Annotated in this window: 18 protein-coding genes, 1 tRNA gene and 1 pseudogene; 7 read left to right on the forward strand and 13 right to left on the reverse strand. The window is 42.1% G+C overall.

Annotated features, from left to right (window positions below):
* The first annotated feature begins 14 nt into the window (after positions 1-14).
* Positions 15-974, forward strand: a complete 960-nt coding sequence (locus tag BSCG_RS12115) for a transporter (protein WP_032849560.1) — start codon at positions 15-17, stop codon at positions 972-974.
* A gap of 7 nt (positions 975-981) precedes the next feature.
* Positions 982-1,452: a GNAT family N-acetyltransferase gene (locus tag BSCG_RS0127540; RefSeq protein ID WP_004312343.1), complete on the forward strand. Its 471-nt coding sequence runs from the start codon at positions 982-984 to the stop codon at positions 1,450-1,452.
* Between the two features lie 222 nt (positions 1,453-1,674).
* Here the strand turns inward: BSCG_RS0127540 and BSCG_RS12110 are convergent, their stop codons facing one another.
* The 3 genes from BSCG_RS12110 to BSCG_RS12100 form a co-directional block, all read right to left on the reverse strand.
* The gene (locus BSCG_RS12110; RefSeq protein ID WP_008650146.1) at positions 1,675-2,040 is read right to left on the reverse strand and encodes an MmcQ/YjbR family DNA-binding protein; all 366 of its coding nucleotides are present in this window, start codon (positions 2,038-2,040) and stop codon (positions 1,675-1,677) included.
* A 143-nt stretch (positions 2,041-2,183) separates the two neighbouring features.
* Positions 2,184-3,428 (reverse strand): TPM domain-containing protein, encoded by a 1,245-nt coding sequence (locus tag BSCG_RS12105; RefSeq protein ID WP_008650148.1) that lies wholly within the window; start codon positions 3,426-3,428, stop codon positions 2,184-2,186.
* 306 nt (positions 3,429-3,734) lie between these two features.
* The gene (locus BSCG_RS12100) at positions 3,735-4,901 is read right to left on the reverse strand and encodes an exo-beta-N-acetylmuramidase NamZ domain-containing protein (protein WP_008776254.1); all 1,167 of its coding nucleotides are present in this window, start codon (positions 4,899-4,901) and stop codon (positions 3,735-3,737) included.
* Positions 4,902-4,971: 70 nt separating this feature from the next.
* Here BSCG_RS12100 and BSCG_RS12095 point away from each other — a divergent pair, with 70 nt between their 5' ends.
* A complete protein-coding gene (locus BSCG_RS12095; protein WP_004312347.1) occupies positions 4,972-5,508 on the forward strand; it encodes an HDIG domain-containing metalloprotein in 537 nt (178 codons plus the stop codon).
* 89 nt (positions 5,509-5,597) lie between these two features.
* Positions 5,598-8,312, forward strand: a complete 2,715-nt coding sequence (locus BSCG_RS12090; protein ID WP_008776255.1) for a putative LPS assembly protein LptD — start codon at positions 5,598-5,600, stop codon at positions 8,310-8,312.
* 155 nt (positions 8,313-8,467) lie between these two features.
* Here BSCG_RS12090 and ung read toward each other — a convergent pair whose 3' ends face one another.
* Complete coding sequence (ung, locus tag BSCG_RS12085) at positions 8,468-9,130, reverse strand: uracil-DNA glycosylase (protein WP_008776256.1); 663 nt, start codon at positions 9,128-9,130, stop codon at positions 8,468-8,470.
* Positions 9,131-9,136: 6 nt separating this feature from the next.
* The gene (gene asnA / locus BSCG_RS12080; RefSeq protein ID WP_008776257.1) at positions 9,137-10,174 is read right to left on the reverse strand and encodes an aspartate--ammonia ligase; all 1,038 of its coding nucleotides are present in this window, start codon (positions 10,172-10,174) and stop codon (positions 9,137-9,139) included.
* 221 nt (positions 10,175-10,395) lie between these two features.
* Between asnA and BSCG_RS12075 the strand changes: the two genes are divergently transcribed.
* Positions 10,396-10,468 (forward strand) — tRNA-Arg (locus tag BSCG_RS12075).
* 193 nt (positions 10,469-10,661) lie between these two features.
* Here BSCG_RS12075 and BSCG_RS12070 read toward each other — a convergent pair.
* The 4 genes and pseudogenes from BSCG_RS12070 to BSCG_RS12055 all read right to left on the reverse strand — a co-directional run bounded on the left by BSCG_RS12070 (position 10,662) and on the right by BSCG_RS12055 (position 16,206).
* Positions 10,662-11,090 carry a hypothetical protein gene (locus BSCG_RS12070; protein WP_004326194.1) on the reverse strand — a complete coding sequence of 143 codons (429 nt, stop codon included), beginning with the start codon at positions 11,088-11,090 and terminating at the stop codon, positions 10,662-10,664.
* A gap of 612 nt (positions 11,091-11,702) precedes the next feature.
* Positions 11,703-14,558 (reverse strand): annotated as a pseudogene (locus tag BSCG_RS12065) (bifunctional fucokinase/fucose-1-phosphate guanylyltransferase); the annotation flags it as partial.
* 119 nt (positions 14,559-14,677) lie between these two features.
* The gene (locus BSCG_RS12060) at positions 14,678-15,361 is read right to left on the reverse strand and encodes an HAD family hydrolase (RefSeq protein ID WP_008776261.1); all 684 of its coding nucleotides are present in this window, start codon (positions 15,359-15,361) and stop codon (positions 14,678-14,680) included.
* Positions 15,362-15,384: 23 nt separating this feature from the next.
* Positions 15,385-16,206 (reverse strand): hypothetical protein, encoded by an 822-nt coding sequence (locus BSCG_RS12055; RefSeq protein ID WP_004306654.1) that lies wholly within the window; start codon positions 16,204-16,206, stop codon positions 15,385-15,387.
* A 190-nt stretch (positions 16,207-16,396) separates the two neighbouring features.
* On the opposite strand from BSCG_RS12055, the gene BSCG_RS12050 reads away from it, so the two are divergent.
* The gene (locus BSCG_RS12050; RefSeq protein WP_008650173.1) at positions 16,397-16,903 is read left to right on the forward strand and encodes a DUF5035 domain-containing protein; all 507 of its coding nucleotides are present in this window, start codon (positions 16,397-16,399) and stop codon (positions 16,901-16,903) included.
* A 157-nt stretch (positions 16,904-17,060) separates the two neighbouring features.
* Here the strand turns inward: BSCG_RS12050 and BSCG_RS12045 are convergent, their stop codons facing one another.
* From BSCG_RS12045 to lysS, 3 genes are read right to left on the reverse strand one after another with little or no spacing between them, the layout of a single operon-like run.
* Positions 17,061-18,398: a glucose-6-phosphate isomerase gene (locus BSCG_RS12045; protein ID WP_008650174.1), complete on the reverse strand. Its 1,338-nt coding sequence runs from the start codon at positions 18,396-18,398 to the stop codon at positions 17,061-17,063.
* A gap of 18 nt (positions 18,399-18,416) precedes the next feature.
* Positions 18,417-19,412: an NAD(P)H-dependent glycerol-3-phosphate dehydrogenase gene (locus BSCG_RS12040; RefSeq protein ID WP_004299378.1), complete on the reverse strand. Its 996-nt coding sequence runs from the start codon at positions 19,410-19,412 to the stop codon at positions 18,417-18,419.
* Between the two features lie 26 nt (positions 19,413-19,438).
* Entirely contained in the window at positions 19,439-21,166 is a 1,728-nt protein-coding gene (gene lysS / locus BSCG_RS12035) for a lysine--tRNA ligase (RefSeq protein WP_004306657.1), read from the reverse strand.
* A 105-nt stretch (positions 21,167-21,271) separates the two neighbouring features.
* On the opposite strand from lysS, the gene BSCG_RS12030 reads away from it, so the two are divergent.
* The gene (locus BSCG_RS12030) at positions 21,272-22,624 is read left to right on the forward strand and encodes an MATE family efflux transporter (RefSeq protein WP_008776263.1); all 1,353 of its coding nucleotides are present in this window, start codon (positions 21,272-21,274) and stop codon (positions 22,622-22,624) included.
* On the opposite strand, the gene BSCG_RS12025 is transcribed toward BSCG_RS12030, so the two are convergent.
* Positions 22,614-23,474, reverse strand: coding sequence for an AraC family transcriptional regulator (locus tag BSCG_RS12025; protein WP_008776264.1), 861 nt, complete (start codon positions 23,472-23,474; stop codon positions 22,614-22,616). The two genes, BSCG_RS12030 and BSCG_RS12025, sit on opposite strands and share 11 nt — an antisense overlap.
* Positions 23,475-23,523 lie beyond the last annotated feature (49 nt).

Consider the following 23,523-nt stretch of genomic DNA (forward strand, 5'->3'; position numbering starts at 1 on the left):
TTTTTTTCGGTTTAATGGTAGCTTTTTTCCTGAAATCTCCGTTACTTTGTGCTTCGAAGTTAAAATGTACGACGATGCTTAAGTTTTTGAAGAATTGGACGTTACCTATTGCTATGCTGGTAGGTGCTGTGGGTTATCCACTGTTTATCAGTCTTTCTTTCCTGACTCCTTATCTTATTTTTACGATGTTGCTATTGACCTTCTGTAAGGTATCTCCTCGTGATTTGAAGCTAAAACCTCTTCATATGTGGTTGTTATTGATTCAGATTGGTGGAGCGTTGGCTGCTTATCTGTTGCTTTATCGCTTTGATAAAATTGTAGCAGAAGGAGTGATGGTTTGCATTATTTGTCCAACGGCTACGGCTGCTGCGGTGATTACTTCCAAGTTGGGAGGGAGTGCGGCTAGTCTGACTACTTATACATTGATAGCAAATATTGGAGCGGCTATTGCTGTGCCCATTCTTTTTCCTTTGGTGGAGGTCCATCCTGATGTCACTTTTTGGGAGGCATTTCTTGTTATTTTGGGTAAGGTATTTCCGTTGTTAATTTGTCCTTTTTTGGTTGCCTGGTTGTTGAGCAAGTGTTTGCCGAAAGTACATCAGAAGTTATTGGGTTATCATGAACTTGCTTTTTATTTGTGGGCTGTATCTTTAGCTATCGTAACTGCGCAAACATTGTATTCTTTGCTCAATGACCCGGCGGATGGTTTTACGGAAATCATGATTGCTGTCGGAGCACTGATTGCCTGTTGTTTGCAGTTCTTTTTGGGGAAGACAATCGGCTCGATTTATAATGACCGTATCAGTGGTGGGCAAGCACTTGGACAAAAGAATACAATTCTGGCTATTTGGATGGCGCATACCTATTTGAATCCATTGTCTTCTGTGGCTCCCGGTTCGTATGTGTTGTGGCAGAATATAATCAATTCGTGGCAGTTGTGGAAAAGAGAAAGAGATAAAATAGTGAATAATTAGGGATTATATGATTACTATAAGGATAGCTTTAAATACGGATATAGAGGAAATTCAGTCTCTATATCGAAACACAGTGTTAGTGATAAACAGGCGTGACTATTCACAGGCCGAGGTTGAAGATTGGGCATCGTGCGGAGATGATCCTTCTAAAATAGAGGGTATGATAAAAACTCACTATTTTATTGTTGCTGTTAATCGGCAATCTGAAATCGTCGGTTTTTCATCCATTACACCTCAGGGCTATTTGCATTCAATGTTTATTCATAAGGATTTTCAGGGCAAAGGTGTTGCTACACTATTGTTGAATGAGATAGAACGTTATGCCGTCGCAGCCGGGATTACGCGGATTACCTCTGAAGTGAGTATAACAGCCCGTCCATTTTTTGAAAAGCGAGGGTATATAGTAGAAGTAGAGCAAAAACGCAGGGCTAATCAGCTGTCTCTTACTAACTATTGGATGGCCAAAAGCCTTGTATGATGAAAATTTATAATGGTCGTGTCCCGGCATGTGGCGTGTTTTGTGGTGGGTGTCCTACCTATACACGGCAAAAAAATCCTTGTCTGGGAGCGCAATTGAATAGTGCACGCTGTGAAAAATGTAAAACATTCCCCAACACAAGACATCGGAGCTGAAAATGAAAACGATGGAAAGAATATTTGAAATAAAAGACCTGAAAGCACTGGAAGACTTTTTGCAATCTCAAACAGAAACCCGTTCTTTCTTTGTCAGACTTTTGACTACAATATCATAGGATTTGCTTACGAGTTCTTTGATCTTATCATCAGATACGTCTTGATTGAAATAAACGCTGATCCAATATTTCTTATTCATGTGCCAGCCTGGTTTTATACCGGCATATTCAGTTTGCAGTTCTCCAGATTCGTCAGGGTTACATTTGATGCAACAAAAATCGAAAATCTCAATGTTAACGAAACAAAACCATTTGTCCGCAACATAAAAGCATAGAACGTCACGGCTATATTGGTCGGGTACATTGGGAAAAGGCATCTTCTCGTGAACTCCTTTAAAAGACAGACAATATTCTCTAAATTCTTCTATATTCATTTCACTTTTTTATGTTCGGTTATCTATGCAAAAATAGTTAGAATAAGGGAGTGGACAACCATCTTTCTATGAAAATATTCAGGTGAGATGTGTTTTCATGTCCTTTATTTGGTTAGTCGACTTCTTCGGATGGATAGTTGATCTTAAAAACTACTTGACGCTCCACCGCCACCGCTATGTCCACCACCAAAACTGCCGCTACTACTTCTACTACTGCTTCTGCCACTACTACTGTGACTATTACTAGAACTGTCACTATTGGGGGGTGTCTTGCGGGGGATCTTCTGTGTTGTCTGCTTTTTATCTCCGCACATCAGGCAAAGATAGTCGGCAACCTCCAATCCGGCATCGGAATATGTGGGCTCTTTAATTGTTTTCCACGGGCTGATACGCTTGGAAGCAATGGTATGGCATTGATTACACATCCTATATTCGCTTATGGTGATAGATTTATACCGTAAAAGCCAGCCGCAGGAAGTACATTGATAAATACGGTGGATAGCAGAACCTAGTTTGTGTTCCATTTGTTCGGAAGCAGATAATAAAGGGGTTGCAAGCTCATTGGGTAAAAGTTGTAAAGCCACAGCTTTGCAAGAATCGCAGGTTTTACTCTGCAAAATAACACGTTGTTTTTGGTAGAACTTGTACCATAAGGATGCCGCAATAAGTGCAGGCCAGACCGGAAAAAACAATACAAGACATCCAAGTGGGCTGTAATGTGTCAGGACTTTGATTGCTGCTAATGCTGAACTGTCTTTGGGGCGAGCTTTGTTTACTTTCATGCGATAAGTGAGAACATTTACCAGTATCAAGAATATCCAAAGCATGAGCGGTTGATTTGCCAGAAAATTCCACAACGTATTGCTGGCACTTTTCCAGTAATTATCAGAAGTGCCTTGAGAAACGGGCTCATAGTCGCTTCCATAAAGCACCAATGTTACAGCCCGGACTCCCTCTGTTATTCCTCTGTCAAAGTCGTTTTTTCTAAACCACGGAACCATTTCATTCTGTTGAATGCGAAAGCATAAAGCGTCGGGAAGTACTCCTTCCAAACCGTATCCGGTTGCGAAAGTGACTTTACGTTGATCGAGCACTAAAAGAATCAGTAATCCGTTGTCGTCCGCTTTCTTTCCGATGCCCCAGTGTTCAAAAAGCTTGTGGGCAAACTCTGCCGGAATATCTTCACCGATAGAAGGGAGTGCAACAACTGTCACTTCAATACTCAATGAATCTTCTAACTGTGACAACATATTATTTATTTCCCACACATAACTTTCATCCAATATCTGATTCGGATTGCTGACCCAATTGGAAGAGCTTTCATTACGCGGATTGGGGACATCTGTTACTTTATAAATATCTACTGTTTGTTCGTGCTCTAAAGCCAATGCAAAAGCATGACTACCAAAGGTATAACAGAAAACAAGAAGTAATATCCGGACTATTCCCCTGAAACTTTTTGTGTTTTATCTTTCATTATTGTGTTATTAACTGATTGTTCTTAGAGTAGAAAATAACTATCATAACTCTCATTCTTTTTGCTAATATAGTTATTATCTGATGAATAAGAATGATAGATGTTTCTGAAATTTTGTATCTATCATACTTTCTTCATGAAATATGGGTATCTATCATACTTATTCTTTTAATTATAAGTGGTTTATAAAAATGAATGAGAGTATGATACTAGTTTTTTACTCATAGAGAAGATGTTTTTTTCTAATCTCTTTGTAATCCTGTAACTCCTTTTGCCAACTATTCCGGATAGCCTCTTCCGATTCTCCTTTGAGGATAGCCTTGCGTACGCTGTCAGTTCCCATCAGCAAATCAAACCATCGGGCACGGGAGAAGAAGGCTGCGCTTTCACCGGATAAGCGATAAAAGTTCAAGAAGTAGCGGAGTGTAAATCCGTTCACATCGGTTACATTCCGGAGGTCTTCCCCATAGCAGGTGATACCTTTGTGCATCGGGTTTTTGTCAAAACCGGGTAAGGAGCGGGGAGTAAAAGTGAAACTTCCGTATTTCTTATTAGGTGCGCCTAATACTTGGAAAGGAAAAGTTGTTCCCCGTCCCACGCTGACGCGGGTAGCTTCAAAAGGACAGAGTGAAGCATACAATCGGATAGACTGATCGTTCGGGAGGTTGGGCGACGGTTTGATGGGGAGTGAATAAGGCTCTCCATGTTTCCACCCGGTCATTGGAATTACCTTTAATGAACAAGGATTTTTCTTGTTGGCAATCCATCCTTCCCCGTTTATCATCTGTGCCAGTTCGCCGATAGTACATCCGTGAAGTACAGGAATGGGAAGCATGCCGACAAAGCTCCGGTAAGCAGGTTTGAGTATCGGACCATCCACATAGTCGCACGGATTGGGGCGATCCAGTACAATCATTTCTTTCTTGTTCTCTGCACAAGCATCCATCACATAATACATCGTGCTTATATAGGTATAAAAGCGTGCCCCTACATCCTGAATGTCGAATAAGATCACGTCAACATCTTTTAGTTGGGTGGCAGACGGCTTTTTGTTATCACCATAAAGCGATACGATAGGAATACTGGTGCGGGAATCTTTTCCGTCTTTCACCGTTTCACCTGCATCCGCGTTACCGCGGAAACCATGTTCGGGGGCAAATGCTTTGACTACCCGGACGTCTCTCCTTAATAAGGTATCGAGAAGATGAACCCGCTTTGCTCCCACGACAGAAGTGTGGTTGACTACCATTCCGATGCGTTTTCCTTTCAGCAACGGCATATATTGATCCATTTGTTCTGCTCCCGTGACAATTTGACTGCTTACACGCATTGGTGACAACATAATGAATAGAAATATAAGAATGAAGGAAGCTCGAGTTTGCATATCGGTAATTTTTTTTGTAATATTGCACAAAAATATTAATTTCTCATCAAGAGAGCAAAAAATAAAGCACATGAATCCATACGAAATCATTGATAAATATTATCCGGAAAATACGCAGCAGAGACAAATCTTAGTAATTCATAGTCTGGCGGTGTCCGGAAAGGCAATGAAAATGCTGGATGCTCATCCCGAATTGCGTTTAAACCGGAGTTTTGTGAAAGAAGCTGCTCTGTTGCATGATATTGGAATTTTTCAGACCGATGCTCCCACCATTCAGTGCTTTGGCACTCATCCTTATATCGCCCACGGATATTTGGGAGCTGAAATCTTGCGGGCGGAAGGTTTCCCCCAACACGCATTGGTGTGCGAACGCCATACGGGAGCCGGACTCTCGTTGGAAGATATCATTGCCCAGCAGCTCCCCGTTCCTCATCGTGAGATGCTGCCCATTACCCTGGAAGAGCAATTGATTTGCTTTGCGGATAAATTCTTTTCTAAAACCCATCTGGATGAAGAGAAAACTGTGGAAAAAGCGCGGCAAAGTATTGCAAAATATGGTGAAGAAGGCCTAAGCCGCTTTGATAGATGGTGTTCTCTCTTTTTATAGCACTAAAAAATAATTAAATAACGAAGATTCTAACTCATATTTGGTGAAGATTGTGTACTTTTGCCACTTCAAGCGTAAACTATTAGTTAATGGCGCCATTGAAAGCAAAAATACTTATATCATTCATACTGCTGATTGTCTTACTGATGCTTCCCGATGAGGCTACGTCTCAGCGTCGAAGAAGAGGAATGATTGCCTCCAATACCGCACAAACGGATTCCCTTCAGGGAAATGATTCGTTGAAAGCAGATACGGTAACGGTACGCATTGATTCCATCGCACCGGTAAAGAAGAAACAACCACTCGATGCACCGGTTGTTTATGAATCCAACGACTCCACTGTCTTTACTTTGGGAGGAGCCGCTACACTTTATGGTAGCGGAAAAGTGAATTATCAGAACATCGAACTGGCTGCGGAAGTTATTTCGATGAATCTGGATAGTAGTACTGTGCATGCTTATGGTATCAAGGATACTACCGGAGTGGAAAAAGGTAAACCGGTATTTAAAGAAGGTGATACCTCGTATGATACGGAAACAATCCGATATAACTTCAAAACCAAGAAAGCGGGAATTACTGATATCGTCACCCAGCAGGGAGAAGGATATGTGACCGGAAGCAAGGCGAAGAAAGGGGCCAATGATGAAATTTTCATGGAGCATGGGCGTTATACAACCTGCGATCATCACGATCATCCCCACTTCTATATGCAGTTGACGAGAGCTAAAGTGCGCCCTAAAAAGAATGTGGTGACAGGACCTGCCTATCTGGTTGTGGAAGATGTGCCTCTGCCATTGGCTGTGCCGTTCTTCTTCTTCCCATTCTCCAGCAGTTACTCTTCCGGTTTCATTATGCCGACTTATATGGACGACTCCAGCCGTGGTTTCGGTTTGGCAGAAGGAGGATATTACTTTGCCATGAGTGATATCATGGACTTGAAAATAACGGGAGATATCTTCACGAAAGGTTCATGGAGATTGTCCGGATTGACAAACTATAATAAACGATATAAATATTCCGGTACGCTGCAAGCGGACTATCAGGTCACCAAGACAGGAGATAAAGGGATGCCGGACTATACAGTTGCTAAGGACTTTAAGGTAGTATGGAACCATCGGCAGGATGCCAAAGCCAGTCCGAACACTACATTCTCTGCCAGTGTGAACTTCTCGACCAGTAGTTATGAACGTTCTAATATCAACAACCTTTATAATTCGCAGTTGTTGACTCAAAATACCAAAACATCAAGTATTAGTTATTCTCGTAGTTTTCCCGATATCGGTCTGACCTTATCCGGAACTACCAATATCGCACAGACAATGCGTGACTCTTCTATTGCGGTCACTTTGCCTGACTTGAATATTACGTTGAGCCGTCTGTTTCCGTTCAAGCGTAAGAAAGCGGCAGGAGCCGAACGTTGGTACGAAAAGATTTCCATTGGTTATACGGGACGTCTGACAAACAGTATCCGTACCAAAGACGACCACTTGTTCAAAGCCGGACTAAGCTCATGGGAGAATGCGATGAACCATAACATTCCTATCAGTGCTACTTTTACGCTGTTCAAATATTTGCAGGTCAATCCTTCTGTGAATTATACAGAACGATGGTACACCCGTAAAATCAATCAGCATTATAACGAAGATACTCGCAGGCTGGAATCATTGCCGGGCGATTCTCTTAACGGCTTTTATCGTGTATCCAATTACTCGGCTAGTTTGGCTCTAAGTACGAAATTGTATGGTATGTATAAACCGATCTTTGCGAAGAAGAAGGAGATACAGATTCGTCACGTATTCACACCGCAGGTGAGTTTGAGTGGTGCTCCGGGATTTGGCAAGTACTGGGAAGAATATACCGATTATAATGGTAATACACAATATTATTCTCCTTTTACCAATCAGCCTTATGGCGTGCCTTCTCGTGAGGGGTCGGGAACGGTTAGTTTCTCGATAGCTAATAACTTGGAGATGAAGTATTATGACGCAAAGAATGATACAGTCAAGAAAGTTAGCCTTATTGATGATTTGAGTGCCAATATGTCCTATAATATGGCGGCAAAGGAAAGACCGTGGAGTGACTTAAGTATGAACCTCCGTCTGAAACTGACCAAGAATTATACTTTCAATATGAATGCCCAATTCGCTACGTATGCCTATACATTCGATAAAAGCGGTAATGTAGTGACTAGTAATCGTACAGAATGGTCGTATGGTCGTTTTGGGCGTTTCCAAGGATATGGCTCTTCTTTCAACTATACCTTTAATAATGACACATGGAAGAAATGGTTCGGTCCGAAAGAGGAGGATGAAAAAGGAAAAGATAAGAAGTCGGAGGATAGTGATGATGAAGAATCTGACGGAACGGAAGGAGATGGTACTACACCTAAGAAAGTAGAGAAAGCACAGGCAGACCCGGATGGTTATCAGGTGTTTAAGATGCCTTGGTCGTTGAGCCTTAGCTATTCGTTTAATATCCGTGAAGATAGGTCTAAGCCTATTAACCGTTATTCCATGCGATATCCTTATACGTATACGCATAACATCAATGCAAACGGAAATATAAAGATTTCTAATAACTGGTCGCTCTCGTTCAACTCGGGCTATGATTTTCAGGCAAAAGAGATTACGCAGACTTCTTGTACAATCTCCCGTGACTTGCACTGTTTCAACCTGTCCGCCAGTCTTTCTCCTTTCGGACGCTGGAAATATTACAATGTTACCATCCGTGCGAATGCAAGCATCTTGCAAGACTTGAAGTATGAGCAGAGAAGCCAAACGCAAAGTAACATTCAGTGGTACTAGGATAAGTTGAGAGTTGAGAGTGGAAATTCGGACGTGTAATTGTTTTGCTAGAATATAGAAAAGAAAAATGGCTGCGCTATCATTCGACGAATAGTGCAGCCATTTTTTTTACTCTTTACTCTTTATTCTCAACTCTCCATTCTCAACTTCTCCAACTACCATGCGATTTCTGTTTTTCCATGGGTTTTCAGGTAATCGTTTGTACGGCTGAAATGTTTGTTTCCGAAGAAGCCGTTGTAAGCTGAAAGAGGAGAGGGGTGGGCAGAGGTGAGCACCAGATGCTTGTTGCGGTCGATAAACGCCCCTTTCTTTTGAGCGTATGATCCCCATAAGATAAATACCAGGTTTTCTTTTTCTTCTGTCAGGGCACGGATTGCAGCATCGGTAAATGTTTCCCAGCCACGATTCTGATGTGAACCTGCTTGGTGGGCACGTACCGTCAGAGTTGCGTTGAGTAATAATACTCCTTGTTCTGCCCAGCGAGTCAGGTTTCCCGTGGTCGGGGCATCTGAACCGATGTCGGCTTTGATTTCTTTGAATATGTTCACTAATGAAGGGGGAAAAGGCACTCCGTCGTTTACAGAGAAACAGAGACCATGTGCTTGTCCCGGTCCATGGTAAGGATCTTGTCCTATAATTACAACTTTCACTTTGTCGAAAGGACAAAGGTTGAAAGCATTGAAGATCAGTTTTCCCGGAGGGAAGATCTGATACTGGCTATATTCGCTTTTGACGAAATCGGTCAGTGTGCGAAAGTAGTCTTTGTCGAATTCGGGTTTTAAATGTGCTTTCCAGCTTTCTTCAATTTGTACGTTCATAGTCTGTTATATAAGGTGTATATCAAGTTCTTCACATTCTTTGCGCATATCTTCGGGCCAGATGCTGGCTTGTATCTCTCCAATGTGAGCTTTGCGAAGGTAGAACATACACAAGCGGGATTGTCCGATACCTCCTCCGATAGATAGTGGAAGGGTGTCATTCATCAATCGCTTGTGGAAATAAAGTTCCAGTCTTTTTTCTTCTTTTTCTTCTTTCAACTGACGTTGCAAGGCTTCTTTGTCTACACGGATTCCCATCGATGATAATTCGATGGAGCGTTGCAGTACATTGTCCCACAATAGGAGGTCGCCGTTTAGTCCGGGCAGGTCGTTCAGTCCTTTGGTAGTGTAGTCGTCATAGTCCGGTGCACGTCCGTCGTGCTTCTTGCCATCACCAAGTTGACAGCCTATTCCTATGATAAACACAGCTCCATATTTCTGACAGATGGCATGTTCGCGACATTTAGGTTCCAGGTTCGGATAAAGCTGGCGCAATTCCTCTGAATGAATGAAATGTAGCTTTTGTGGCAGGCAAGGTTTGATTTGCGGATACATTTCATATACCATATATTCTGTACGGATCATAGCCGCATAAATACGGTTGACGATTTCCTTTAGGAAGTTCACAGTCCGGTCTTCATTGGTGATAACACGTTCCCAGTCCCACTGGTCTACGTAGAGAGAATGCAGATTGCCCAGTTCTTCGTCTGACCGAATAGCATTCATATCCGTATAAATACCATATCCCGGTTCGATGTGATAGTCAGCTAAGGTCAACCTTTTCCATTTAGCCAATGAATGAACCACTTCGGCTTGCGCATCGCCCAGATCTTTGATTGGGAAAGAAACAGGTCGTTCTATTCCATTCAAATCATCATTGATACCCATTCCTTTCAATACGAAAAGAGGGGCAGTCACACGTCTAAGGCGTAGTTCGGATGACAAGTTTAATTGGAAGAACTCTTTTATTTGCTTGATTCCCAGCTCGGTCTGTTTGAGGTCGAGTAGCGGCTTATAGTTCTTAGGTTTTATCAAGTAACTCATAGGTTTGTTAAATGTTAATTGTCGGCAAAGATAGGAATAAAATTGATATATGTAATGGATATTCTCTAAAAGATTGTCAATTTGATAAAGTAAATGCTCTAAAGCATTTCAAAATAACAGTCTTCTAATATAGGGAAGTACCTTAAGAACTATAAAAAAAGGAGAATCATTAGGAAGATGAGAAGATTTTTTATACTTTTGTCCTCGCATTTAGAAAGAATGGCCCCGTAGCTTAGTGAATAGAGCGTCAGATTCCGGTTCTGAAGGTCGTGCGTTTGAATCGCACCGGGGTCACAGAAAAATCCCTTGATAATCAGTTGATTATTGAGGGATTTCTGTTTTCTTATACCTTGGATAACTAAAACTAAATGCAGGATTTAGCCCTTGTAATTGATTTTTGTTGGTCTATTGTTGTTCCCAAGAAACCAATGTTATATGTTGACTATCAAAGTGAAATCTTTCTTTTATCTCGTAAGAGGTTCTATTATTAGTCTTTCTTTGTATAAGAATTACAAACTAATCGTCTATTTGGGTCATCTGGAAAATCCGGATTAGTTATTTGATTATAAAATTCCCAGTCTCTTTCAAGTCTTTGGGCTACATCTATGTTGGCTGTATAGCAGATGTATTTTTTATTTGCTACATCCAGAATGCCATAGGTAAGAATATCCTTTTCCTTTCCCTCCTTATTTATATATGTACTCTTGACCAATAATATCTTATATTTTCCGTCTTCCCGAGTACAGTATTCTTTATTGTTCTCAAGAGTATATGTGCCGGAGACATCTGTAAAATCATTGGAGGCCATTTCTACGATAATCTGTTTGGGCTCTCCTGTTTCCGGAGTGTCTGTCGAGTCATTGTTGCATGCGGATAGCAAGATGGCGGATAAGAATAATAGTTTAAGTAATTTCATCTTTATATTTTATTTGTTTTTGATCCTTTTTTTAGTCTAGTATATTATTTATAGTGCAAATGTACAGTTTTTGTGTGATATAAAAGCGGTAATGAGTAAAATAAATGTGTTTCATATTCTTGATATTTACATTCATAATCCTTAGATAGTCAGTCATGTATTTTGCTTTGCATTTTCTCAAACCTAGTTAGTTATTATTGTATGTAGTTGCATAATTTAGCCTAAATAGAATGAAAAAGTTGATTTAAATAAAAGGATTCTCGTGAGAAATGCTAACTTTGTAGATATGAAAAAGTAAGGAATGATATTCTGTAGTAGTATGTTCATAGCTTTCCAGATGTAGACATTTGACGATAAATTATATTAATCCCAATAAATATAAATAAGAATGGAAGAAGCTAGAAAAAAGAAATGGGGTAGTGTTGCGCTGATTATCGGAGCTATTGCTTTTATCATTATTATGATTTACTTTACAGTTATTTCAAGTCTCAACATGTAAAACAGATCATTATGGCGTTGAAAAATTAAAGCTTGGACATTTCGTTTGAATCTGTCCAAGCTTGTTTTTTATGGTTCCGGATGATTGACCGGCAATATGGTAACGCTTTCTCTTTAGCTTCTTGAAACCTGAAGTCCCTTATCAGAAAGAGTCATTTCTACAAAACGAGCACGAGGATTGGGGGCTTGTTCCGTCAGTATCCGTCGGATTTGTCCGGCTGCTTGCGGGTCTTTGGCTACCATATATAAATAGCCTCCGCCACCTGCACCGGGGAGTTTGTATCCCAGGGTGTAATCCTTGATTTTTTCGATAATGGCTGCTACTGCCGGTGGATTGGTTCCGCAGTCTAATGCCTGGTTCTGTATCCAGGTTTTGCCGACCAAACGACCGAAACTCTCGAAATTACTTCGTAAAATGGCTTCACTCATATCCATTGCATGAGCTTTCATTTCGGCCAGCAAGCTTAGATGCGGACCGGAATTGAGGAACATGGAACTGACGATCTCTGCCAAAATACTTTTAGCAGTACGAGTAATTCCCGTATAATATAACAGATGACAGTCGCGGTAATCAGGATGAACAAAGAACTGATCGGGTAACCAGCGTACTAATGGATTCTGTTCGAAACCAGCTTCGGATTGAAGCAACTTAATACCGGAAAAGACACCGCCATATTGATCTTGCCAACCTCCTCCAGTGGTCAGGAGCTGTTCTAATACTAATGTGTAACTACATATATCATTTTTATCCCAAGCCAATCCGCAGAAATCATTGATTGCTCCGAGCACGGTAGATGCCAGTATGGAACTGGTTCCCAAGCCAGAGCCCGCAGGAATAGCAGCCAGCAGAGTAATTTCGATTCCTGAACCGAAATCTTCCAGCTGTTTAGCTAAAGAAGGATAAGATTCCGTAGAGAATGCCGGTGCAAAGCCCGCCAATGTAAGGGCGGCTTTCGGAATAGAGAATGGAGAACCTACCTTTTTATAATCTTGCAGTTCCTCGTAATTCCTTATCACTTCCATTGCACCCATGTCGATAGAGCGAAGAGTGATGTGATATTCCTTGCATGGTTTCACATATACTTGTAGCGGTGGTTGACCGTTTAGTTCGATAGCAAGATTTACAACACTTCCCCCTGAATAAAGAGAGTAGGGAGGTGTGTCCGTCCACCCTCCGGCCACATCAATACGCACAGGACTGCGTCCCCATACGATTTGATCGGAATAAACGTTGAGTATGGGATGGCTCTTTCGTTCGCTCATTACCCCCAATAAACCGTCGCGAAGCAGTTGAAAGGCTGCCTGTTCCTCTTTGGCACAATCTTTGTCTTCACGTAGTTTCATGATACGTGCACGAAGCATCCGGTTGTGTATCCGTAACATGGGGGCAGCATCTTCTTTCAAGACGTCAGGCATGTCCAGGTTGAAACGTACAAATTCATTTGCGGCATCCAGCAAATCGAGTTGATAGAATACGCTCTTCTCATAATTGGCCGCCAATCCTTTCCAGTTCTCCTTACGGAAAGCATTGCGCTGTTCGTAAAGACGCTTGAGGTTGGCGCTTGCGGATATTTCGTCTGCAGAAACTTTTTCTGCTTTCAACCAAAGTTTTTTCCCTTCTTCCAGTTGTGGCTCCGAGGTCATCCAGCGTACTAATATGCCTAAATCTTCAACAGAAGCCACTTTGGGGAAGATGGATGCCGATTGTAAATCATCTGTACGCCCTTTTATATCCTCCCAGGTAATTCCTCTATCTTCCATCCAACGGGTAAAAGGAACATTAAGGTAAGTAGTCGTTATTTTGTCCAACGCTCCTTTGAATACATCATCCAATCCATACGGACGCGCAACAAACTCATTCTCACCGATAGGAATAATGTCGATGCAAACCCCATCCGGCAAATTTATGCTCCACTGGTTTTCAGGAACTCCTGTAATAATCTGGCGGGAACCTAATTTCCATTCTTTTCCCATCTGGCTATTCTCAATCCATAAATTGGCGTTGTCGGCAGAAAGAGAAACTTGTGTGATGGAATTCTGTATAAAGATAGCCGGATTTGGCTTTACTTTCCGGTGCATGATTCTTCTTTGGTCCCGTACCTTGTCCTGTATGGCTAAAGTAGAAGAAATCAGTTCGTGACTTGTGCCGTAATGGTAGAATTCTCCACCTGGCAACGGCAATATAGCTACGGATAACTGATTGATTTCTTCATCTTTCGTTTTAGGATGCTCTCCCAAAGCCAAACCATAGTCCGAGTATAAGTCATAATAAGTAATATCCTTCGTACCTTCTTTCAATGACCGTTTCATCAATACTTCTATGGCGCGGTCACTCAAAATCCAGATGCCGATATCCATCAGGAAAAGATGAGTTTTCGACAATCCTTCCAACTCTTCCAAAGAAGGTTTCTGCAACATGAAATCGAGCACCTCCGGTTTTTTCCGGTCGGAAACAAACACGCCATGATGAGTTGCCAATGAAGGATTCACCCACAGCCCGTAGCATACTACATCTGCGTTCGGAATATCCTGAAGCGGTTTTTCCGAACGGATATATACGTCTCCGCTAGCAATCAGCGTATTCAGACCGGCCGGAGCCTGATTCATAATCCTTTCATAGAGCGGGAGCTGCAATGATAACAGATTCTGTCCCAGCTTTTGTCCTCTTTCCCAACTGAAGATCGGGATAGGAGTTAATATTTTGCCGGAAGGGCCGTAGCTGGGTAGCCGACGGCTTTGTCCGCCTGCATGGAGCAATATTTTTTTTTCGTGTCCTATCCAGTTGCTGAAAGACTCTTGTGGAGCGAATGCCTGATGGCAAGCTTGCAATAACCATGTGGTTCCGCCGCCGGAGCCTAGTTTGCTCCCTATGGGGTCTGATGTACAAAACCAATCGGTATGGTTAACTTCTTCCAGTTCGTGGAAGCAATGGATCAAATTGGGTGGTAAAGATAATAACTTTTGCATAGTAGAATCTGCGTTGGCTTAGATAGAATCTAAGCGAATTAAACTCCCGTAAAAATACTATTTATATTCCTGCTTTTCAATATTTTTCTTCTGTTTTGAAGAATAAATTTTCTTTTCAGCTTTTAGATGTCATTTTCAGTCATCATGTCCCAGGTGTCATTAAGTGCCTGCATGGATGGAAATAATAAATCAGCCCCGGCATCCAGCAACACTTGCCCGTTCAAAGGACCCGTATTGACTGCTATGGTGAAAATACCCGCGTTGTGTCCGGCTTCCACTCCTAACGGAGCGTTTTCTACTACAACCGCTTCATCCGCTTTGATCCCTCCTTTTTTCAAAGCCATCAAATACGGCTCGGGATTGGGTTTGCCATATTTTACATCGAACGCTGTAACCATCAGTTCTTTGTGAAACATTCCCGGATAGTGGTGTTCCAGCCGTTCGAGCAGGGATAACTGACCGGAGCCGGTGACCACCATCGGAATCAGCCCGTCCTTCTTCACTTTTTGCAGTAACTCCCATGCACCGGGCATAGGCTTTGCTTCGGGATATGAATTGAACAAAACACTTTTCTCCTGATAGATACTTTCTATCTCCTCCTGTGTGGCTTCTCTACCCAATTCACGTTGAAAAACAATATTGATTGTAGAGGCTCCTGTCCGTCCTTCATGCATATATGCTTCTTCGCAACTAAGAGTGAGCCCATGAGATTTCATTACTTTATGCCAGGCTTCCGAATGATAAGGCATAGAGTCAAAGAGTACGCCGTCCATGTCAAACAGGACGGCTTTCAGTTTCTTTTTCATACTTTGTACGTTGCGGAATCTTTTTAAGATGATATTTTATTTTTTATGAGCATTTTCTTCAGATCAGACACGGGAATAACTACATCGTATTGTTTCCCGGAATCCTTGCCGATATATCTGTAGGTAATATTTTTATTGTTCTCCACGCAGGTTTTTATGAATATCTGGGTGGCAGGATCGGTCTGACTTGCTAGCGTTGACACAATACCCTCTTTCACTTCAGCTGCGTTTTCTTCAATCTGGCTGATAGGACACAACTCTTCGTCCACACTGCATATATAAACAACCGATTCACCTATGATTTCGATTTTTTCGACAACGACTTCTTCACTGGCCTGCATTGGAAATTGCAGATTCGCCATTTTCAGTTGCGCTTCAAGCTTTGTCTGTCCGCTTTGTGCCGGGTCGGCATTTGTATTGATAACCTCTTTCAATTCTTCGGCAGTAAGTTCGCAAACCGCTTGTTCGCCCGACTTATTCCCTACAAATATCATGTGTAATCCGGAATTACACTTAGCCATCAATTTCAGCATTTCCTTTACATCAGCAGCCGGATTCTGAAACATCATTTTGATAGATGATTTCATGCTTTCCGGATTATCTTTCAAAATCTTAATATTGGTAATTTCCTCGTTCATGTTGAGAGTGTACACTACGTTATCCCCGTCGTAGATGATACTGGTAATATTGCCGACTTCTCCCATGTCCAGCGGACACTGTTTGTTGGCTATCCCGATTACAGTTTTGAGTTTGGCTTCCTGACAACCGGTCATGACTATCATTAGCAATGATACGCTACATAGTAGCATGAGTCCACTGGACTTCTTTAATAAATTTCCTGCCATTCTATTTGTTTTTTAAGTTTGATTCGCTTCATCTACAACTGTATACGAGGCAAAGATAACGATAAAAAATGAGAGATAAGTTAGAAAGGGAAGATAGTTGCAAATGACGCTCCCAAGCGATTAACTACATAATTATTTGCTGTTTAGAAGAATATGTGTATTTTTGTAACGTTATAAACTCGACGATAGCATGAAAAAGAGAGTATTATTGTTGCTACCATTGTTTTTAGGCGCCTGCTCTGATAGTGGGGAAAGTCCTGTTATCAAGATAGAAAAGCTTTATGCGAAGATCGAATCGGACGGTGAAAATACCAGTTCCGATGAAAAAGACTATGCGAATCAGAGGGAGGAACTGCCCGCCTTGAAAGTGGGAGATGAAGTGAAAGCCTTTCTGCTTTTGGATGGAAATGGGGCAGAACTGAAAACCTTTAAACTTCAGAATGACGATGAAGTGGATACCAAACTCTTTTATGAGCAAACAGAAGTATCTACAGAGGGAAATCTGACAGATGTGGAAAAAGGACAGCTTCGTTTTAAGGATGGGGTGTCAAAAGCCAAAATTATGGTGATTGCGACCATTAAACAGGTAGATAAGAACGGTGATGTGAAATTAGAGTTCTATCTTTCTTCCAAAGCCGAATGTGAAGGAGCACAGGAAGAAATCGGTTTGAAGACGAAAGTGGAAGATGAGAAGTAGAAGTGGTGAGCAGTAAACGGTACAACGGGCAATAAGCGGTACAATCGGGAACTGCAATCAATTGAATATAATAATGAACGGTGAACAAATCCATGTATATAGCATAGTTGTTCACCGTTCATTGTTTATAGTTTACCGTTTATAAAACGTTCTTGATTTATAGTTTTGCACGGATTGCTTTGGATTCTTCTTCATAACCCGGTTTGTCCAGCAAGGCAAACATATTCTTTTTGTATGCTTCCACACCCGGTTGGTTGAATGGGTTCACGCCCAACAAATAACCGCTGATACCACAAGCCTTTTCGAAGAAATAGAGCAGACCACCAATGTTGTATTCGCTCAATTCCGGAAGTACGATGCGCATATTAGGTACGCCACCGTCTACGTGAGCCAGCTGCGTTCCCAGTTCGGCCATCTTGTTCACTTCGTCCACACGCTTGCCGGCTAAGAAGTTCAAGCCGTCCAGATTTGCTTCATCAGAAGGAACTTCCAGTTTGTGGTTAACTTTCTCTACTGAAATCACAGTTTCGAAGATAGAACGTTCGCCTTCCTGAATCCATTGACCCATAGAATGAAGGTCTGTAGAGAAATCTACCGATGCAGGGAAGATACCCTTATTGTCTTTTCCTTCCGATTCTCCGTAAAGCTGTTTCCACCATTCGCTTACATAGTGCAGTTTCGGGCAGAAGTTAACGAGGATTTCGATCTTCTTGCCATTTCTGTACAACTCATTGCGGGTAGCAGCATAAATAGCAGCCGGGTTTTCAGTAAATGCAACGTCCGATCCGCATACTTTTTCCATATCGGCAGCACCGGCAACCAGTTTGTCAATATCAAATCCGGCTACTGCGATAGGCAGCAAACCAACCGGAGTCAGTACAGAGAAACGTCCGCCTACGTTGTCAGGAATGATAAATGTTTTATATCCTTCTTTGTCAGCTGTAACACGGGCAGCACCTTTTTTAGCGTCCGTCACAGCAACGATTACTTTCTTTGCTGTTTCTTTGCCGCGCTGATCTTCGCATTGTTTTTTCAGCAAACGGAAAGCAAGAGCAGTTTCGGTGGTAGTTCCTGATTTAGAAATATTGATGACACCGAATTTCTTATCTTTCAGATATTCAGTTAGTTCATACAGATAATCTTCGCTGATATTGTGTCCTGCATAGATCATGACAGGAGCCGTTTTCTTTTCCTGCAGCCAAGTGAAGCTGTTAGACAAAGCTTCGATTACGGCACGGGCACCCAGATAGCTGCCACCGATACCGGCAACGATTACTACTTCACAGTTATCTCTTAATACTTTTGCTGTAGCGTTTAGGTCGGCTAAGTGTTCTTTAGTGATAGAAGAAGGCAAATGCAACCATCCTAAAAAGTCATTACCTTTGCCTGTACCTTTTTCAAGCATTTCCTGTGCGGCTTTTACTTCAGCTTCGTAAGCAAAAACCTTTTCTTTGGAGATAAATCCAAATGTCTTTTCAATGTTTAAACTAATCATATCGTTCTTGTTTAAAGATTATCTAAAAGAGTCAGTCAGCAATTTAATCTCGATCATTGGTGAGATACGTTCGTATAGGATGTTATACACAGCGTCCAGTATCGGCATATTGACATGATGATGCTTATTGATTTCTTTGATACATTTCGTACCATAGTACCCCTCTGCAATCATTTCCATTTCAATTTGCGCACTCTTCACGGAATACCCTTTACCTATCATCGTTCCGAAAGTACGGTTACGACTAAAGTTGGAGTAGCCGGTCACCAATAAATCCCCCAGATAAACAGATTCATCCACGTTTCTGTTCAACGGATGCACCGTGTTCAGGAAACGATTCATTTCCTGAATGGCGTTAGAGATCAATACAGCCTGGAAGTTGTCGCCATATTTCAGTCCGCTACAGATACCGGCAGCAATGGCATACACGTTTTTGAGCACCGAACTGTATTCGATACCCGCCACGTCATCACTGACAGATGTTTTGATGAAGCTGCTTCCCAGACGGCGTGCGAAGATACGTGCCTTGTCTTTATCAGGGCAGGCGATAGTCAGGTAGGAGAGGCGTTCCAAAGCCACTTCTTCTGCGTGGCAGGGACCTGCAAGGACTGCTATGTTTTCTGGTGGCACACCATATTCTTTTGTGAAGTATTCCGATACAATAACGTTGTCATCGGGTACGATTCCTTTGATAGCGGTGATGATAAACTTATCTTTTATCTTGGTTTTCAACTTTTTCAGATGCGCCTTCAGATAAGGAGAGGGAGTGACGAAGATCAGTGTATCCGATTCTTTCACAACATCGTTGATGTTGGAACTGAAAGTGATGCGTCTCGTATCAAATTTCACTCCTGTCAGATAAGCCGGATTGTGCCCTAATCGTTTAAAATCGGCAATGCGGTCGTCTCGCCGCATGTACCAATTGATAGAGTCCTCTTGGGCCAGACACATCTTTGCGATGGCTGTAGCCCAACTTCCTCCGCCCATTATCGCTATCTTGCCGGGTAATTTCATTTGTATGGATTTGGATGAAGAACTTATTAAATTTTCTGTATCCACTCAGTTACGTCGTTTACCGACGGATTGGTCAGTTCTAATTTATATTTCTTGTTAATGCCGCAGATGTCCTGGTGCAGCTTCTGCGGATTGACATCTTTCATGTCGGCAACTGTGTTGTAACCGGCTTTTTGAATCACCGGAACCCAGTCTTCTGCAATTCCCAATTCCATGTATTTGGCAGCAGCGTCTTTTTTCACTACTTTTTCCGGGCGCATTTGCGGGAAGAACAATACTTCCTGAATGGTAGTCTGTCCGGTCATTAACATCACCAGACGGTCGATACCGATACCGATACCCGATGTAGGAGGCATACCGTATTGTAAAGCGCGCAGGAAGTCCTGATCGATAATCATCGCTTCGTCGTCTCCCTTGTCGGCCAAACGCATCTGCTCTTTGAAACGTTCTTCCTGATCCAGTGGGTCGTTCAATTCCGAGTAGGCATTAGCCAGCTCTTTACCGTTCACCATCAGTTCGAAACGTTCGGTCAGTCCCGGTTTAGAGCGGTGCATCTTGGTCAGCGGAGACATTTCAACCGGATAATCGGTGATGAAAGTCGGCTGGATATATGTACCTTCGCAGAATTCTCCGAAGATTTCATCAATCAGCTTGCCTTTACCCATCGTCTCGTCGATTTCTTCCATCTTCAGTTCTTTGCAGACTTGGCGGATTTCCTCTTCGCTCTTGCCGTTCAGGTCATATCCTGTCTTTTCTTTGATAGCGTCCAGGATAGGCAGACGGCGGTAAGGAGCTTTGAAGTTGATGGTTTTTCCGTCAACCACTGTTTCTGTGCTACCGTTTACTGCGATACAAATACGTTCCAACAACTTTTCGGTGAAATTCATCATCCAGTTGTAATCCTTATATTGTACGTAGAGTTCCATACAAGTGAACTCCGGGTTATGGGTTTTGTCCATACCCTCGTTACGGAAGTTCTTACCTATTTCATATACACCTTCAAAACCACCTACGATCAGTCGCTTCAGATAAAGTTCTGTTGCGATACGCAGGTAAAGATCCATGTCCAGTGAGTTATGGTGAGTGATGAACGGTCGTGCGCTTGCTCCACCGGCAATAGATTGCAGGATGGGAGTTTCCACTTCCGTGTAACCGGCTTCGTCCAAAGCATTGCGCAATGTTTTCACAACAGTGGCACGTTTCAGGAATGTTTCTTTGATACCGTCGTTCACTACCAGGTCCACATAGCGTTGGCGATAACGGAGTTCGGGATCTTCAAAAGAGTCATAAGCTACCCCGTCTTTGTATTTAACGATAGGCAACGGTTTGATAGACTTTGCAAGTACAGTCAGTTTCTTAGCATGGATACTGATTTCACCCATTTGTGTGCGGAACACGAAACCTTCGATACCGATAAAGTCACCTAAGTCGAGCAGGCGTTTGAATACAGAGTTGTACAGTTCCTTGTCTTCTCCCGGGCAGATATCATCGCGGGTGATGTACACCTGGATGCGACCTTTAGAGTCTTGCAATTCAACGAAAGATGCTTTACCCATCACGCGGCGGCTCATGATACGGCCGGCTACGGAAACTTGGCGTGGCTCCTCGTCGTCTTTAAATTCAGCTTTAATATCTGTAGAGAAAGCATTGGTTACATACTCTGCTGCAGGGTATGGATCAATACCCATCGCACGAAGCTCATTCAGGCTGTTGCGTCGAATGATTTCCTGTTCACTTAGTTCTAATATATTCATTTCGTTACGTATTAACTCAATTTTGGAGGCAAAAATACGAAACTTTTCTCATATATCCTGTAATCCACCTCTTTTTTGTATCTTTGCCGTCTCAAACTAATAGGTATGACAGGACAAAAGACACCCACTGCGTTGGGTACGGAAAAGATTGGGAAGCTTTTAATGCAGTATGCCATTCCGGCAATTATCGCCATGACGGCGTCTTCTCTTTACAATATGGTAGATAGTATTTTTATCGGTCACGGGGTAGGTGCGATGGCTATTTCCGGGTTGGCATTAACTTTCCCGCTAATGAATCTTGCCGCGGCTTTCGGCTCGTTGGTCGGTGTCGGTGCGGCTACATTGATTTCGGTGAAGCTAGGACAGAAAGATTATGATACCGCACAGCGGGTTTTGGGAAATGTGTTTGTATTAAACCTTATTATAGGTATCTCTTTTACGGTAATCGTTCTTCCTTTTCTCGATCCGATACTTTACTTTTTTGGAGGAAGCGATGAAACGGTGAAGTATGCCCGTGAATTTATGCAGGTTATCTTGCTCGGAAATGTGGTTACCCATTTATATCTGGGGCTGAATGCAGTGCTCCGTGCTTCGGGCCATCCGCAGAAAGCGATGATGGCAACAATAACGACAGTGATAATCAATGTATTGCTTGCTCCATTGTTTATTTTTGTATTCGACTGGGGAATCCGTGGGGCGGCTACGGCTACGGTTTGTGCGCAGTTGATTGCATTGGTCTGGCAGCTTCATCTGTTCTGCCGCAAAGATGAACTGATACGGTTGAAAAAGGGGATTTTTCGTTTGAAACGGAAAATCGTGTTGGATTCGCTGGCTATTGGTATGTCTCCCTTTCTGATGAATATGGCGTCTTGCTTTATTGTGATTCTGATTAATCAGGGATTAAAAGAGCATGGAGGTGATTTGGCGATCGGTGCATTCGGTATTGTTAATCGTATTGTTTTTGTCTTTATTATGATTGTATTGGGACTAAACCAAGGGATGCAGCCCATTGCGGGATATAATTTTGGTGCGAAGCTCTATCCTCGTGTGACGGAAGTACTGAAAGTAACCATTTGTTGTGCAACTGTAGTGACAACGATTGGTTTTCTGATCGGTATGTTTATTCCGGAAATCGTATCTTCCATCTTTACTTCGGACGAAGAGTTAATCAGCATTGCTTCTAAAGGTTTTCGTATTGTGGTATTTTTCTACCCGATTGTTGGGTTTCAGATGGTAGCTTCCAACTTCTTCCAGAGTATTGGAATGGCAAGTAAAGCCATTTTCTTGTCGCTGACGCGGCAGATGTTATTTCTCGTTCCCTGTTTATTGATTCTACCTCACTATTATGGACAAATGGGCGTTTGGGCCAGTATGCCTGTGGCAGATTTGGCGGCTAGTCTTATATCCGGAGGAATGTTGTGGTGGCAGTTCCGGCAGTTTAAGAAAGTTACTGTTTGATAAGTTTGTTCCGATATTCTTTAGGAGATATACCGACATACTGCTTGAAATATTTCCCGAAGAATGATTGTGTGGGGAAGTTGAGTTTGGTTGTTATTTCCTTAATACTTAAATCGGTATTATCGAGCAGATATTTAGCTTCTGTAATGACATTCTGTATGATCCACTGCAAAGCACTGCTCCCTGATTTCTCCTTGATGACAGAAGAAAAATATCGGGCGGACAAGCATTGCTTGTCTGCATAAAAAGTAACATCACGTTCCTGACGATAATATCGATAAAGGGTAATCATGAAATTTTGGAAGATTTTATCCTTTTTATCCTGTGGCAGTGGTGTTTGGGGTTCGTTACTGAAATAAATGTTTAATAACTCATAGCATATCACCTGTCCCCAGGATTTGATTAATTCAGAAATTAAATGTTGTTTCTGACGGGAACTGTTACAGATATTCTCCCTGTTAATTCGTTTTTCTACAGATTTGAGCAAGTTCTCTACAAATGTATATTGCTCTTCAGAGAGCGACAGGCAGGGATTTTCCCGCAAATAAAGCAAATTTTCCGAGTTAGCTACTTTGTTTACTATTGGTATGACATAATCCAGGTCGACCTCTATCATGATTCCTTCCAAGTCTGCGCTTCTTTGGCGTATCTGTAGAAGGTTGGCTGCTGTATATATGAAAAGATTCCTTTTGTTAATCTGATATGGTCTACCTCCCAACAGGATTTCCGCCTGTCCTTTCTGGCAGAGGAAAAGTCCGCATTGGTTGAATTCGGAAATAATGCATCCTTCTTTCATGGAAGTATCTTCCGGAGATATTATAACATACTTGAATGGCATCAGTGGTTCCATATTCCTTTTCGTTGAAATGAATTTCTTTACAAAGTAATAAACAAATAAA

This window comes from Bacteroides sp. 2_2_4 (assembly GCF_000157055.1).
Lineage (GTDB): Bacteria > Bacteroidota > Bacteroidia > Bacteroidales > Bacteroidaceae > Bacteroides > Bacteroides ovatus.

Excerpts from the sequence above, each read along its gene's own strand:
- BSCG_RS12115 (WP_032849560.1), top strand. The coding sequence starts at position 15 with ATGGTAGCTTTTTTCCTGAAATCTCCGTTACTTTGTGCTTCGAAGTTA.
- BSCG_RS0127540 (WP_004312343.1), top strand. The coding sequence starts at position 982 with ATGATTACTATAAGGATAGCTTTAAATACGGATATAGAGGAAATTCAG.
- BSCG_RS12110 (WP_008650146.1), bottom strand. The coding sequence starts at position 2,040 with ATGAATATAGAAGAATTTAGAGAATATTGTCTGTCTTTTAAAGGAGTT.
- BSCG_RS12100 (WP_008776254.1), bottom strand. The coding sequence starts at position 4,901 with ATGCAAACTCGAGCTTCCTTCATTCTTATATTTCTATTCATTATGTTG.
- BSCG_RS12095 (WP_004312347.1), top strand. The coding sequence starts at position 4,972 with ATGAATCCATACGAAATCATTGATAAATATTATCCGGAAAATACGCAG.
- BSCG_RS12090 (WP_008776255.1), top strand. The coding sequence starts at position 5,598 with ATGGCGCCATTGAAAGCAAAAATACTTATATCATTCATACTGCTGATT.
- ung (WP_008776256.1), bottom strand. The coding sequence starts at position 9,130 with ATGAACGTACAAATTGAAGAAAGCTGGAAAGCACATTTAAAACCCGAA.
- asnA (WP_008776257.1), bottom strand. The coding sequence starts at position 10,174 with ATGAGTTACTTGATAAAACCTAAGAACTATAAGCCGCTACTCGACCTC.
- BSCG_RS12070 (WP_004326194.1), bottom strand. The coding sequence starts at position 11,090 with ATGAAATTACTTAAACTATTATTCTTATCCGCCATCTTGCTATCCGCA.
- BSCG_RS12060 (WP_008776261.1), bottom strand. The coding sequence starts at position 15,361 with ATGAAAAAGAAACTGAAAGCCGTCCTGTTTGACATGGACGGCGTACTC.
- BSCG_RS12055 (WP_004306654.1), bottom strand. The coding sequence starts at position 16,206 with ATGGCAGGAAATTTATTAAAGAAGTCCAGTGGACTCATGCTACTATGT.
- BSCG_RS12050 (WP_008650173.1), top strand. The coding sequence starts at position 16,397 with ATGAAAAAGAGAGTATTATTGTTGCTACCATTGTTTTTAGGCGCCTGC.
- BSCG_RS12045 (WP_008650174.1), bottom strand. The coding sequence starts at position 18,398 with ATGATTAGTTTAAACATTGAAAAGACATTTGGATTTATCTCCAAAGAA.
- BSCG_RS12040 (WP_004299378.1), bottom strand. The coding sequence starts at position 19,412 with ATGAAATTACCCGGCAAGATAGCGATAATGGGCGGAGGAAGTTGGGCT.
- lysS (WP_004306657.1), bottom strand. The coding sequence starts at position 21,166 with ATGAATATATTAGAACTAAGTGAACAGGAAATCATTCGACGCAACAGC.
- BSCG_RS12030 (WP_008776263.1), top strand. The coding sequence starts at position 21,272 with ATGACAGGACAAAAGACACCCACTGCGTTGGGTACGGAAAAGATTGGG.
- BSCG_RS12025 (WP_008776264.1), bottom strand. The coding sequence starts at position 23,474 with ATGGAACCACTGATGCCATTCAAGTATGTTATAATATCTCCGGAAGAT.